Genomic DNA, 13922 nt, shown 5'->3' on the forward strand with positions numbered 1-13922 from the left:
GGTGGGGGGACGCATGTCATTCCAGACGCCCATCACGATCGCGAGCGCGCTGGAGCGCATCCATCGCCGTGAGTACGTGTTGCCCGCCATCCAGCGAGAGTTCGTCTGGTCGCGCGACAAGATCACTCGGTTGTTCGACAGCCTGATGCGCGGCTACCCCATCGGCTCGTTCCTCATGTGGCAGGTCCACGAGGGCAACGCCGGCCGCTTCGCCTTCTACGACTTCATGCGCGACTACCACGAGCGCGACAACGCACACTGCGCACAGACGGGTCCGCTCGGCAGCCGGTCCGTCACCGCGATCCTGGATGGTCAGCAGCGGCTCACGGCCCTGAACATCGGCCTGTGCGGGTCGTTCACCGCGAAGCTCCCGCGCCTGTGGGCCAACAACCCGCTCGCCTATCCGAAGAAGGTCCTCCACCTGGATCTCCTGCACCGCGGCCACGACGACGACCTGGGAGTCGAGTACGACTTCCGGTTCCTCACGCCGGAGGAGGCCGCGGCCGGGACCGAGAGCGGCGAGGCTCACTGGTACCGCGTTCAGGACATGCGCGAAGCGCGCAGCGTCGGGGATGTCATCCGCGCGCTTCAGCAGCACGGTGTCGCGGACAACATGACCGCTGGAGAGGTACTGACCCGACTCCACGAAGTCGTACACGTCACCCCGACCGTGAACTTCTTCCTCGAGGAAGCGCAGGAGCTGGACAAGGTCCTCAACATCTTCATCCGGGTCAACTCGGGTGGTGCGGTCCTCTCCTACTCCGACCTGCTGCTTTCGGTGGCCACCGCACAGTGGGGCGAGCGGGACGCCCGCGAGACCATCCACCGGCTCGTCGACGAACTCAACGGTATCGGCCAGGGCTTCGCCTTCAGCAAGGACCTCGTCCTCAAGACGGGGCTGGTGCTTCTGGGCAAGGGTGACATCCGCTTCAAGGTCGACAACTTCGACCGCGAGACGATGACCAGTCTGGAGAAGCGCTGGGCCGACATCGAGGGTGCTCTGCGCCTCGGTGTGTCCCTGCTGGCCGACTTCGGGTTCTCGGGCGTCACTCTCACAGCCAACAGCGTGCTGATTCCACTGGCTTACTACCTCCACCGCTGCAACCTGGGGGAGGGTTATCGTACTTCGGACGCTTTCAGGGACGATAGCGCCGCGATCCGCCGATGGCTCCAGCGCTCGCTCATGAAGTCCGGCGTGTGGGGCAGCGGCCTCGACAGGCTGCTCACCGGCCTGCGCGCGACCCTGGAGAAGGAGGGCGGACAGGGCTGGCCGACCGAGGCCATCGAACGGGAGATGGCACGGCAGGGCAAGTCCCTCCGCTTCGAGCCGACCGAGCTCGACGACCTCCTGGACCTCAAATACGGATCGAAGCGCCTGTTCCCGATGCTCGCGATGCTGTATCCCAGCGTCGACACCCGGGACCACTTCCAGGAAGACCACATCTTCCCGCGGAGTGTCCTGAGGTCACGGGTCAAGCTGCGCGCGGCGGGCGTCAGCGAGGACGCGCTCCAGCTGATCGAGGACCGCGCGGACAGAGCGGCCAACCTGCAACTCCTCAGAGGAGCCGAGAACAATTCGAAGCAGGCTGCCCTTCCGGCCGCCTGGCTCCAGAAACACTTCCCGTCGGACGCCGAGCGCGAGAGCTGGCTGCGGGAGTACGACGCCATCGGCCTGCCCGAGGACGTGACGGGGTTCCTGGAGTTCTACGACGTACGCCGGGAGCGCATGCGAGGGCGTCTCGTGGCCCTTTTGGAAGTGCACACCCGCACAGAGCAGGAGCCGGCCGGCGTCGCGCCGGCGGCCGCACAAACCGTTCCAGACGACGAGCCCGATCCGGGGAACGAAGGTCTGTAGGCCCAGTGAAGAGAGCAGGCTGATTTGGCCGACGAAGACGAAAAGGACCATCGGAGCAAGGTCCTCAGAACGGAATCCCGAGTGCGGGGAATGATGCTCGGGCTGGCCATCGGCGACACGCTGGGCGCGGCTCGGGGCAAGCTGCCGGCGAGCGGTCCGCTGCGGGCCGGTGTCAGCACACAGCTGGCCTGCTTCACGGCGGAGGGTGTCATCCGCGCGATGGTGCGGGGGAGCCACAAGGGAATCTGTCATCCGCCGTCGGTGGTCCTGCACGCCTACTGCCGTTGGGCGGTCATGCAGGGCATCGAAGGGGACAGGATGCGTCGACGCTGGGCCACTGCCACGGGTGGCGAGGCGTGGCCTGACGGCTGGCTCGCCGACGTACCCGTGCTGGCCGAACGGCGTGGCAGCGCTCCGGCGACGGTGGCAGCCCTGTCGCGGATCGAGGATCCCTACGACCGGATAGCCACCACCAGCCGGGGCTGCCACGCACTGACCCGGACCCTTCCGGTCGCTCTCGCTGGAATCGGGTGGGCCCGGCAAGCCGGTGAGTTCGCCGCACTCACCCACGGTGACTCGGCCGCGCAGTCCGCTGCCGCCCAGGCAGCCGTGCTGGTCCACCACTGTCTCACCCACCCGCTGCAGGAGCATGACCACACTGGCCGCTCCGGCCGTGCCGTGCGGGAAGCGATGGAGGTGGGGATCGCCGCGCTCCCGTCCCTGGGCGACCGGGCGACCGACGAGGAGCACAGGCGTCTCCTGGCGGCATTCCAGCACGCCGTCGACCAGCCTGCGCATGCGCCGCTGCTGGCCCGGCTCGCACCGGATGCGACGGCACCCTCTGCCCTGCTCGGCGGGATCTACACAGCGGCGTCGTTCCCCGGCCGCACTCAGCTCAGCGACGCCCTGGCATTCGCGACGGGAGCACCGGACGGCGACTCCGTCGCCTGCGTGACCGGGGCGCTGCTCGGTGCCGTACACGGCTTTGAGGCACTGCCCGCTGACTTGGTGAGCCGCCATGAACTGGCCTGGGTGCTCGACACGTTGGCCCGCGACATGCTGAGTCAGATCGTCGACTCGCCGAGCGGCAGCGAGTACGTTGCCGGCTGGGACCCGTACTGGTGGGACCGTTACCCGGGCGGGTGAGTGGACGATCACCAGCCTCTGCTTCATGTGGTTCGGGGGCGACTTCGGCCCAGACGGTCTTGCCGACGGGCGTGTACGGGTCCGTGCCCCAGCGGTCTGCGAGGGCGGTGACCAGGATCAGGCCGCGGCCCGTCTCCGCGTCGGTGTCTGCGGCGGGGCAGGGAAGTCGATCTCCGCGTGCGTCGGTCACCGCGATCCGCAGCAGACTGGCCGCCGGATCGAAGCGGAGTGCCAGGCGGAAGTCCCCGCCCTGGACCCGGCCGTGCTGCGCCGGGTTGGCCGCCAGTTCTGCCACGATCTGCTCCGCGCGTTCGGCGGACGGTGACACCTGCCAGGTGTGCAGCTCCGCCACGGTGGGGCGAGGCGTGCACCGCGGCGAGTGGAAGACAGTTGCTGAGTGAACGTCTGCATGCTCGTGGACGGATGAGCCGTGGTCACCTTCATGAGGACACGGTGGCGGGCGTGCGGGAGCGCGCGCCAGGAGTGATTCCCGTACGGTGCGTCATCGTACGGGCACGTTCTTATGAGCACGGCGGACTCGTCTGGTTCAAGTCCAGCTACAGCGGTAGCCGGGGCGACGACTGTGTTGAGGGCGCCGTCACCGAACAGTCCGTCTGCGTAACGGACTCCAAGGACGTGACGCGCCCGCACTTCGCCGGCGGGCGTGAGGAGTGGTCGCGGTTCGTGGGGTTCGCGGCGAGGGCCTGAGCTGTGTTTGTCCCGGCGGTCGCGTGATGACGTTCACCGCCGGGACACCGGGCCGCTGGGTCAGTCGGTCGGCCTGACAAGCTTCTCGGTCTCGCCACGGAGGCTCTTGAGCGCTCCCAACGATGTTTCACGCTCAACGCTGATCTCCGCACCCGGGACCGTGAGACCGCTGAGCGACTGCTCCACCTCCACGATCCACTCGTCCAGGTGCTGTGTACCGGCGTCATCGAGAGCACTCCGGGTTCTGAGTGCCTCGTCTTCGAAGTGACGTGTGATCATCTTCCGCCGATCGTCGATCTTCTTCCGCTTGTACCCGTCCTGCACGACACTCGTCAAGCCGGTCAATGGCCCGATGACCGTCAGCGCCCACTGTGTCTTGTCGGCCGCGTTGGCGACCTTCTCGGCTGCCTTGCCTCGACCCCACGGGTTGAACTTGCCTGTTTCGTCGCTCACCTTCTTGCCGACGTTGAGCAACTTCTGGCCCACTCGATTCCTGTTCAACCGGGTCGCGATGTCGGAGGCCACGCTTCCCTGTCCGCTATCGCTGGCTGCAGCCTTCCCGATCCACTCTCGAGCCCTTGTGACACTCTCCTTCGCCCCATTCTTCGCGCCTTCCCGGACCGCACGTTCAAACCGTGATTCGTTATCCGGGGACGCGTCGGCCGTCGTCTCAGGTGAGTCAAGGTCGTTCACCCAGGCCTCAGGCTCAGGCACATCAGTTCCGTACTCGGCGACCAGCGCATCGAACGCTGTCCTCATCGACGCGGAGAACTTGGTATCGAACTCGGCCATTGCACGCGCTAGTTCTTCCCTGATGTCACGAGCGATGTCGGTGGGGACGTTGCCGTCGTTCTCCGAGACGCCGGCAGCGCTCTTGGTTCCCGCCGCTCTGATCACGGACGCGACGACATCTCTCTCCCTCTCAAGTGTGCTCAGCAAACTCTGCTTCGCCTGGGAGATCGACTCCTCGACCTTCTTCGCGGTCTCCGCGGCCCTCAGGTCCTCGCCGCCCAGCACCCAGTGCTGCTCGGCGTCTGCCAGAACCCGGAGGAGTTCGAATGCCTGCGCCTTCGGTCGGACACCGCTGACACCAGGCGCGACTATTCTCTGCAACTCGTAGGCAAGAGCATCGACGCCGCTCTCCGCGAACAGCAAATCACGCTGAGCGACCGTGAGGTCGGGATCATTGATCGCGTCGACGTAGTCGCGCGCGTCGGTCGGCACGATCGGTACACGGTCGGCAAAGGGCCCGAGACGCTTGCGGATCTCATCGAGGATGACGTCGCGATCACTGTTCTCGGCGTTCATCTTGTTGACGACGACCACACTTCGGTCAGCGAACCCGTCGGTGTCGAGCGCTTCCAGAATCGCCTCGGTCTCCGCTTCGCCCGGTAGCTCGCTCGTTGTCACGATCATCAGCGCGTCCGCACCACGCACGCCGAGACGCGCCGCGCCGGAATGCTCGTCGTTGCCCGACAGCGTCCCGGGCAAGTCGACGAGCGTCACGCCGTTCCACGGGTACGGTGTCGGCGCGTGCGTCTTGGGCGCCGCGTCGACGAGCTCGTCGACAGCGGCCGACGGGAGCCGGAGCAGCGCCGCGATGAGCATCGACTTCCCGGCGCTATACGGACCCAGGAGTGCGATCCGTAGCGGGCTCGCGTCCTCACGGGGAAGGTTCACCACCAGTCCCCGAGTACGGGCGTGAGCGCTCAGGACACGCTCGGCCCGTGCACTTAGCGCAAGCACGTGGGCATTGAGACCCTCGTCGCTCTCCATCAACCCAGCCGGATTGCCGTCAGCCATCTGTTTTCCCTTCTCTCGCTCCGAGGGTGCCGGCCACCGCGACAGGGCTCCCGGAATCCGAGCAGATTTCGATCCGCTCGGTGAGGACATCCACGAGTTGGGCCTGGAGGCACGCCCGCACTTCCACGATTCGGGACGCGTCGGTCCAGACGCGAAGTTCGACTCCCGGCGTTCGGCGCGCCGAGCGGATCGCCGCCGGGTCCCCGCCGACGAGGGCCAGGAGTCGGCGCACCAAGACGAGGTCGATCGAATCGAGGGCGGACCGCACGGTCGACTGCAGCCGACGGAGCTGCTCAAAGCGCTCCCGTGTACGACTGATGTCCGCAGACTGCTCTTGGAACTGGGCACCGACTCGAGCCGTCGTGTCATCGACGATTCGTGTCAACCGGGCATCGACCCTGTCGAACAACTCATCGAGCTTGGCCTCGGCCTTGGCCACGGTCTCGCCGGTCCACTCGTGCTTCGCCTGCTGCGCACGATCAACTTCACTGCTCACCGCTTTCGCCGCTCCGACAGCGACATCCAGCAGGTAGCCCACCGCCACCATGGCAGCGTTGCCCCTGGTGGCATCCGCAGGGAGCTTCTTTGGGATCCCACGGGCAGCAAAGGAGTCCAAGAGGGTCGTCCCCGCCCCCTCAGCAGCCACCGCGATCCTGCGCCAAACCGTCGTGTCAGGACGCTGTCGTACATGCAGGCGCTCGTCGTCCTGCCGCTCCGCGGCGCTTTCCCGGGCGCGCACAACCCTCTCCCGTTTCCGGATCTCCTGCTCGATCTCTCTCTCGAGGATCGAGGCGAATTCCTCCAACTCCAGACCGGTGATGAAGTCGCCCCATCGCTGCGCGTGATCCACGCCGCCCAGGCTCGGAACCACATCCGACAATTGCTCTTTGGCATGGTGGCGCTTGGCTTCGAGGAGGTCGCGCGTGCTCTGGCCTGCGATCTGGAAAGCTTCGAGCAACGCAGTCCGTTGACCCGCCGCCGACCGTTCAAGGTCGCCAAGCGCGAGACCGATCTGAGGGAGTTCCGCGATCACCTGGTCGTGGAACGCGGCGAGTGGTGCTCGTACACCTTCGGCCAGCCGAACGGCACGAAGCGGAATCGCGCGCTCGGCCAGTAGCTGTGCGAGGGATTGTTCGAGCTCGGGCAGCCTACTTGCCCGGAAGGCCCTGTCTCCCAGCTCGCTGTCTTGGGTGGACAACGCTTCATGTGCGGCAGCGGAGTGGACCGCGAGGACGATGGGCGGTGCGGCTTCGACCGCTTTGGAGACCTGCTCGATCCGGACAGCGTGCCCCGAGGCCGACGTGAACGCTTTGTCTTGGCGTTGAACGAAGAGTTGAAGACGATCCAGCGTGTCGACTCGTTCCTTCACGTTGACGACCGCGAGCAGAGGCTTCCCTGAGAGGAGAAGTCGTTGGAGTTCGGCGGACTCCTCGTCGCGAAGCGTGTCGGCGTAGTTCCATATGACCGCATCGGCGCTGTCGCACGCGGCCCGAGCGCGTTGGGCGTCGAGGTCGTCGTCCTTCGCGGCGACGCCGGGCGTGTCGAGGTAGGTCACGGAGCCGAGCTCGAACGCAGAGGTCTCCCGCGTGGTTCGGTGCGCCCCTCGACCGATCCCGGTTCGGTCCGCGTCGCGAGTCAGGGCTTTCCGGAGCGTGGTCTTTCCGGACTTGGTTCTTCCGGCGATGGCTACGAGCAGTCTGCCTTTTACTGCAGGTATGGCACGCACGGCATCGCGCAGTTCGCGTTCCAGCGTCCCGATGCGGCTGATGGCCCCGACGAGATGCTCGCTCTCCATCGCGTGCGCAGAGTACGACGTTCGCTGAAGGCGAGCCTTGACCTCGGCCCAGAGGGTGGATTGGATATCGCGGTAGGCCGATCGACTCGCATCTACTACCCCGAGCGAATCGGCGAGTTCGCCGACCAGGGATTCAAGGGCCGCGCGGAGGTCCGGTTCAGTTCGCCGCATGTCCATGGCCGCTGCCACGCGGTCGAACAGCTCGGCGTCTTTCGCGTACCAGGACTCAAGCGCTCGAAGTGCGCTGATGTCAGCCCGAGAGGCAACCGCCGGCAGCACCGTCACGAGCCGTGCGGCCGAACTCGTGGCAGGCGCAGCTGGGGAAGCGGTCGTGCTCACGGGTACCGTCACGATCCCTTGCTCGATCACTGCCCTCACGTTGCTGTCCGCGAGCATCTCCAGACTGCTCCCCGAAACGGCGCCGGTGTCGCGAGCCTCGATCGCCCAGACCAGGGCATCACGCCGATCGGATCTGAACCTGAACTTCGCGTCCGGCCCTAGCCAACGCCACCATTTCGGTTGCCCGGACAGGACTGCCTCGTACGACTCCTTCGCGGCGGCGAAGTCCTGCACCTTCTCAAGCCGCGTCACCAGATCCCGATTCTGCAGATCCCGAGCTGCGGAGACACTGTGCCTGAGCACGAGCTCACGTGCGCCTGCTGCCTGCCGGCTACCTCGGCGGTGACGACGCAAGTCGGTCACCGCGCGATTGACGTCGATCTCAAAGATCGAACGCCAGATCTCCCCGGGCCACCCCTGATCCGCACGACGGCACTGCTCAAGGACTCCAGGCAGTACCCGTTCCGCAAGCGCCACGGCCGCAAGGTCCGCCCGAAGCGCTTCCACCGACACACCCTCAAATGCCTGGAGATGAGGCCGTAGTCCTTCGAGCCGCATCAACTCTCGGAGGGCTCTGGCCTCGCTCAGTGTCAGAGTCCGGCCCCGAGCCGTTGTCAGACGGACCAGTTCCTGTTCCTCGACGCACGCCGCCACGGCCTCGGATATCCACTGAAGAGTGCTCCCGGACGGTGGCAGATCGGCACACCCACATGCTTGAGCAACCGCCTCCACGCCCTTGGCGAGCCGCCTGAGCGCGGCCGTCCCAGCCGTGGCGTCGACACCCAATGGCTCGAGCAGGAGGGCCAACACCTCAGCTCTGAGACTTGCCGTGTCATTCACCACTACTCCTCGTGAGGTCGGTGGTATCTGAACTCGGGGAGCGGGCCCGGGCTTGGGGGAATCAAGGCCCGGGACTGCTGAGGTACTTCCGCTCGTACGATCCGGTGGCGAGGTGGCACGCAGGTGCGCGGTGTGAAAACCCACATGCCTTGCGACAAGGTGACCCCGAGCACTCGTTCCTTGTCTCGCAACCAGGGATATCTGTTGTGCAACTCGGCATAGTTGTCGTTGGTGACGACGGTTCCGCCGGTGTCCTCCGCGATTGCTGTCACAAGCGCATCGCCCTTGCCCTCGGTTCCGGCCGGAGGCTGGATGAGGTCGCCTTTGCTGAGCGCCGAGTCCACTGCCGCGCGTTCTTCCTCCGCAACCTTGTGCCTGAAAGTGGCGTCGACGACCACGTGGAGCACGGCGTCTGGATACCGCGAGGTCAGGGCGTCGAGGGCGGACAGCAGTTGGGTGAAGGATGGTCGGTCGTCGCTGCGGTACACATCAGGTTGCCGCGGCGGTCTGCCGATGCACGCCAGGTTGGAACCGTCTACCACGAGCGCCGGAGGTGCTGAACCCGTGGCTCGCTTCTGTACCTGTTTCGGCAGCGGCCTGGTGACCACGTTGCCAGCGAGCAGATCCTCAAGTTCCTTGCGTACTGCTGGCGTCGGGCCACCAGAACTGAAGCTCTTGATCTCCTCGTTCAGCACTTCCTCGCCGGTACGTTCAAGGGTCGCCTTGACGTGCAGGAGCCCGTTCGTGTCGTACGTGTACTCCAGTAGGAACCGGGAGTCCTCACGAGCCCGGGGGTCTCGATAGGTGAGTGGGAGGTCTGTCAACTGCACGTTGTCGGGGTGATCCAGGGGCCGCTCCGGGTCACCCTCCCAGATCTCCACGGTGAGACTGCGGGCGTTGTCCCGGCGCGGCGTGTAGTTCTTGCGTTCCTTCCACGGCAGCGGTGAGTTGCGCGGAATGATCTGACTGAACTTCCGCTGTCCGGTGTCGTCTGTGACCACCGTACCCAGGGCATGGCTCGTCGCCACCTGGATCACGCCGTCCACCTCGCCCGACAGCACTGCTGCCGCGATGGAGGCGCCGCGGGCGACCGCCGTCATGGGATCGCACAGGTCGACCTCGATGGGCTGCTGCTGCATGACCTCGGCGACCGCCATCCGGACGCTCGGGATCTGGCTGGTGCCGCCGATCATCAGCACCGCGTCTACGTCCAGAGGCGCCATGTGCAGGTCGGTGAGGCACTGCTGGACCGGTGCGAGAGCGCGGTCCACGAGGTCGGTGATGGCGTCCTCCAGCTCCTCCTGCCACACCTCGACGGTGTCACCGTCCGGAGTCCTGACGGTGACGGAGTCCTCGGAGGACAGGCGGATCTTGCTGCGCTCCACGTCCAGCCGGAACTGTCGCTCCTGCGCAGGTGTCCACGCCGATCGCACCGGAGCCCGTTCGAGGACGAGGTCACGCAGACGGCGGTCGATCTCCAGACCGCCCAACTCGGTCACACCCCGTGACGCAAGCTCCTCGAAGAACCCGTCCTGGTAGTCGAGCACGGTGACGTCGATCGTGCCGCCGCCCCAGTCGAAGACCAGAATGGTGGGATCCTTCCGTAGCTCATGTAGGTCATGTCGTAGATCGTGCGCGTATGAAATCGCGGCTGCCGTCGGCTCGTTGAGCAGCGCCAGGACGTCGATGCCTGCGAACTGCGCTGCGGCGCGTGTGCGATAGCGCGCGGCACCCGTGGCGTTCGCGGGCACGGTGATCACGGCCTTGTCGATGGTGGTGAGGTTGTGCTCCGCGCCCTTGCGCATGGCGCGGAAGACACCAGCGGCCACCGTAGTGGCCGCGAACCTGCGGCCGTGGATCGTGACGTACTCGTCGCTCTTGAGGAGTCGTTTGCAGGCCTCGGCCGCCTCTTCGGAGCGAAGTTTGGCTTCCCAGCCGAACAGCGCTCCCCGGCGCAGCGAACTCATGCCCACCACCGATGGGAAGAGGTGCTCGAAGCCGGGGTGGCGCCAGTCGGCGTCGATGTGGTGGGCGTCCAGCAGCAGCACGTCGGCGTCGTTGCCCAGCCACTGGGCCACCACGGAGTTCGTGGTGCCGAAATCGATCCCGGTGGCGGTCACATGCCCTCCCCGCTCGTCGCCTCGTCGTCCCCGGCGGAGTGCTCCCCTTCGTCTGCCCCGGACAGGCGGCGCAGTTGTCCGGAGAGCACCAATTTGCCGGTGGCCTGGTCCACATAAGCCGGACGCAACACCTCGAAGACCTCGCCGTCGCCTTCCACCACCACGAAGAGCTCGCGTTCGCCGTCGGGCGCATCCACGCACCGCACGCCCTGGTCCAGCAAGGCGGTACGGATGCCCTTCCGAAGCGAACTGGCACTCTGGTTGGCCGCGCCGGCGAGCAGATCGACCTCGACCATCCGGGCCACGTACTCCTCCCGAGAGCGAAACGCCTCCAGAACGGCCTGGCGCAAAGCAGCCGTCACAGCGGCCTGCGTGGGTCGCCCCTCTTCCGGGAGAGCGGTCAGGAGGTCGGTCGCCCGCTCGGCGAAACGGGAGAGCAGCATGGGAGGGCTGAGTAGTTCCTCAGGGCGGTAGGTGCGCGGGGAGTCCTTGGGGACATAGGCTGCCGCCCGCCGCTTCTCCCGACGATGTTTGAGGCCGTTGTTCCCCTTGGGGGTAACCCGCTTGGGGCCTGCCGTGGTCTTCCGCTGGCTGCGGGGCACCTTCTTCACTGTGTGTGCATCCTTGCGTTGCGATCGGGGCGCCGGGGCGCGTTGAGCAGGTGGGGCAGCAGATCCGCCACCGCTCGCTGCCGCACGAGCGCCAGACTTTCGGGGGAGTGAGGCGTTGTTCGCCTGGTCAGCGGGGCCAGGGGCGGGACCAGCGTGACTGGTACCTCGTCCGGAAGCGCGAACACATCCAGGTCGAGCGGTAGCACGAAGAAGCCGGACCAGTCCTCGTCGCGCTCGGCGTCTCTGATGCGTTTCATCGCGCTGTTGAGCCGCGCACTCATGTCCACGTCGTGCACGTGCTCCCGGCGGAGGTCCCGGTACCGGGTCTCCCAGCTTGGTGCGCCGTGCGGCAGCCCGAGGTCCAGATAGGGGTTGGACGCTGCCGGTCTGTCGTTACGGGGAACCGCCCGGCGCTGCTCGACCATGCGAAGGTTGGACTCGGCCAGCTCGCGCGAGCCGCTGATCCCCTTCAGGACGACGGCCGCCGCGTTCAGTTCCTCCCGGAGCAGCAGCGTGTACGCATGGAAGTTGAGGGCCTCGGCCCGGTAGGTCGGGTCAGCGGTCTCGAACGACACCAGCTTGTCTATCTGGGATGACGCACGGGCGAGGTCGTTCAGGCACAGCAGATCGTAGGCCTGACGCAGGGCCATGAGCGCGTGCAGGGGCGATCGCGACGGGTTGACGGCTGCCTTGGGCTCCCACAGAGCGAAAATGAGCCGCCACAACCCTCTGTCTTCCCATATGTCCCGGTCCCAGTTGCCGACATCGACCCCGTCCAGGAGTTGGCGCAGCCGGAGCACCAGATCCCGCGGCAGTTTTCTTTCGAGCTCCTTCACCACCGAGGCGTCGCCGTCGGCAACTCGCTCCAAGAGGTCGTAGACGTCGCCAACCGAGGGCAGCGGCTCGCCCCCGGCGAGGAATGCGTTCCGCCGCTGCCGGGCCGTCCACTCCAGCGCGGTTGCCTGATCGGCGGTTACCTGATCGGGAACCAGCCGGGCTTTGAGGTACGCGTGCTCCGCCTCCTCGGCCCGGCACTGCCAGGGCAGGAGCTCGGGGCCGACCACCCCGGCGTCGATGAGGTCGTCGAGGACGCTCAGCGGTATCCAGGGAAGCACACACGGCAGCATCCGAGGAGAGAAGGCGGCCGTACCATCCGTCGCGAACGCCGTGAGGAGGGCGAAGGCCCCGGAAGGGTCCTCGCTGCTGGAGACGGCGAGTGTGTAGTCGCCCGCTGTGAGGGCGGTGAGCCGTTGCTCCCCGACCTCGGACAGCCACAGGAAGCCGCCCGCGTGGACCGCTGTAAGCGCCGAGGCGACTGTGGCTGGGTCGGCCCGTTCGAGGACGGTTCGCACAGCAGGCAGCAGCCGATCGTCCGGTTCGTCGCGCAGGGCGTCGGCCAGGGCGTCGTGCGTCGCGGCCTGTGCTAGGGAAACGAGTTGTTGGAGCAGAGCGTGGGTCTGCAGTACCGCCTGGGCTCCGAAGACGCCCGCCTTCCGCCACCTGCGTACGGTGAACCCGTCAACCCCCGCGTCCGCGCTCTGGGCGTCCCGGCGTTCCCTGAGCGTCCTCAGCCGCTCCCGCTCCCGCGCAATTGCCTCGGCCCGCGCCCCCGACACCGGCTGCCCCGCCCCGCCGGCCGGCGGGGGACTCGTCACTCTCCGGCTCCTTCGTGCCGGGGGCCTTGGCCCGGGGGTGAGGTGAGGGTGGAGGTGTAGTTCTCACCGTCCACGAGCGGGTTCTCCAGGGTGAGGCCGGCGGCGGCCATGCGGTCGTACTCGGCAAGGATCAGTTCCTTGGTCCGGTAGGTGCCGTACTTGGCCTCGTCCTTGCGGCGGACGATGCGTCGGATCGTCTTGACGGCCACGGTGTGCTCTGGCGCCCGCTGCGGAAGGTGGAGGTCCTCCGTCTGATGCACCTCCCCCATGTTGCCCCTGCCGATGACGCGCCCGATGCGGAATCTGCCGTCCACCAGCTCGTGGCTCACTGCCGCTCCCCCATCTTCTTCCGTCTCGCCCCGCACCCCGCCCGAGCCTCCGGAGCGGAGCATGCCCCCCGACAGCCGCTGACGCCCCGCTCTTCGTCGCAGAGCAGAGGTTGCAGCGTCCGCAACCGTACACGAGGAGCTGTTTTCGCGCTAGCAGTCGGATCTGTTGACGTTGTAAACGTGTGGATAATGCTCTGAGCCGTGTCACTGGGGAGGGGGTGGCTGCCGTGTCACATCGGCCCCTGGGTCAGCATGGCGCGCCGAGCGGGGTGCCGAAGGTCGCTATGACTGCGCTTCTGGCTCGTCTCCGCCATGCACTGATTGATGGTGCTGTGCCGGAATTCGAGTTCGTGGCGCAGGTTCGCGTGTACTGGGGCTCGGTGGCGTTGAGCGTGAGCGGCTGCGCGAAGAGCTGGCCATACTGGGGCTGCCCGTCCGGGGGCGGTTGTGCATGTAGGTGATGACCTTCCGGATGTGGAAAAGGTTGCACGAGCTAGTGAAGAAAATGTGCTCGGAAACGAGCTGCTCGAGGCGCCGCCCGACCGCGAGTACCTCATGGGCACGCTGTATGCCCAGGAGGCGGACCTTTAGCGACAGTTGGACCTCGCGGCCGCGGAAATCGAGGGGGCCGGTACGGAGGGCAGCTCTGAAGAAGCGGCTCCCGCGAGGGATCCCGCGCCCGAGTCAACTCCTGGCTGCCCTCCTCGCTCGGCCTCAGCAT

At 66.6% G+C, this 13922-nt stretch carries 9 protein-coding genes and 1 pseudogene; 3 read left to right on the forward strand and 7 right to left on the reverse strand.

The window, feature by feature from the left end; translation table 11 throughout:
- Positions 1-13: 13 nt before the first annotated feature.
- Positions 14-1855 carry a DUF262 domain-containing protein gene (locus ABT078_RS27465; RefSeq protein WP_351232222.1) on the forward strand — a complete coding sequence of 614 codons (1842 nt, stop codon included), beginning with the start codon at positions 14-16 and terminating at the stop codon, positions 1853-1855.
- Between the two features lie 90 nt (positions 1856-1945).
- Entirely contained in the window at positions 1946-3001 is a 1056-nt protein-coding gene (locus ABT078_RS27470; RefSeq protein ID WP_351232274.1) for an ADP-ribosylglycohydrolase family protein, read from the forward strand.
- Between the two features lie 106 nt (positions 3002-3107).
- On the opposite strand, the pseudogene ABT078_RS27475 reads toward ABT078_RS27470, so the two are convergent.
- Positions 3108-3353, reverse strand: a pseudogene (locus ABT078_RS27475) (ATP-binding protein); the annotation flags it as partial.
- A gap of 152 nt (positions 3354-3505) precedes the next feature.
- On the opposite strand from ABT078_RS27475, the gene ABT078_RS27480 reads away from it, so the two are divergent.
- Positions 3506-3709 carry a DUF397 domain-containing protein gene (locus ABT078_RS27480; RefSeq protein ID WP_351232276.1) on the forward strand — a complete coding sequence of 68 codons (204 nt, stop codon included), beginning with the start codon at positions 3506-3508 and terminating at the stop codon, positions 3707-3709.
- A 60-nt stretch (positions 3710-3769) separates the two neighbouring features.
- Here the strand turns inward: ABT078_RS27480 and ABT078_RS27485 are convergent, their stop codons facing one another.
- Genes ABT078_RS27485 through ABT078_RS27510 form a run of 6 tightly spaced genes read right to left on the reverse strand, consistent with a single transcriptional unit; the run spans position 3770 to position 13201 of the window.
- A complete protein-coding gene (locus ABT078_RS27485) occupies positions 3770-5512 on the reverse strand; it encodes a GTPase (RefSeq protein WP_351232224.1) in 1743 nt (580 codons plus the stop codon).
- A complete protein-coding gene (locus ABT078_RS27490) occupies positions 5505-8486 on the reverse strand; it encodes a GTPase (protein WP_351232227.1) in 2982 nt (993 codons plus the stop codon). The genes ABT078_RS27485 and ABT078_RS27490 overlap by 8 nt, the downstream gene beginning before the upstream one ends.
- Before the next feature lie 2 nt (positions 8487-8488).
- The gene (locus ABT078_RS27495) at positions 8489-10606 is read right to left on the reverse strand and encodes an Hsp70 family protein (protein WP_351232229.1); all 2118 of its coding nucleotides are present in this window, start codon (positions 10604-10606) and stop codon (positions 8489-8491) included.
- The gene (locus ABT078_RS27500) at positions 10603-11217 is read right to left on the reverse strand and encodes a hypothetical protein (protein WP_351232231.1); all 615 of its coding nucleotides are present in this window, start codon (positions 11215-11217) and stop codon (positions 10603-10605) included. Before ABT078_RS27500 ends, ABT078_RS27495 begins: the two co-directional genes overlap by 4 nt.
- Positions 11214-12872, reverse strand: coding sequence for a hypothetical protein (locus ABT078_RS27505; protein ID WP_351232233.1), 1659 nt, complete (start codon positions 12870-12872; stop codon positions 11214-11216). Before ABT078_RS27505 ends, ABT078_RS27500 begins: the two co-directional genes overlap by 4 nt.
- Positions 12869-13201, reverse strand: a complete 333-nt coding sequence (locus tag ABT078_RS27510; RefSeq protein ID WP_351232235.1) for a hypothetical protein — start codon at positions 13199-13201, stop codon at positions 12869-12871. Before ABT078_RS27510 ends, ABT078_RS27505 begins: the two co-directional genes overlap by 4 nt.
- Positions 13202-13922: the final 721 nt, after the last annotated feature.

This window comes from Streptomyces sp. NPDC002133, from assembly GCF_040296405.1.
Lineage (GTDB): Bacteria > Actinomycetota > Actinomycetes > Streptomycetales > Streptomycetaceae > Streptomyces.

Excerpts from the sequence above, each read along its gene's own strand:
- ABT078_RS27465 (WP_351232222.1), top strand. The coding sequence starts at position 14 with ATGTCATTCCAGACGCCCATCACGATCGCGAGCGCGCTGGAGCGCATC.
- ABT078_RS27470 (WP_351232274.1), top strand. The coding sequence starts at position 1,946 with ATGATGCTCGGGCTGGCCATCGGCGACACGCTGGGCGCGGCTCGGGGC.
- ABT078_RS27485 (WP_351232224.1), bottom strand. The coding sequence starts at position 5,512 with ATGGCTGACGGCAATCCGGCTGGGTTGATGGAGAGCGACGAGGGTCTC.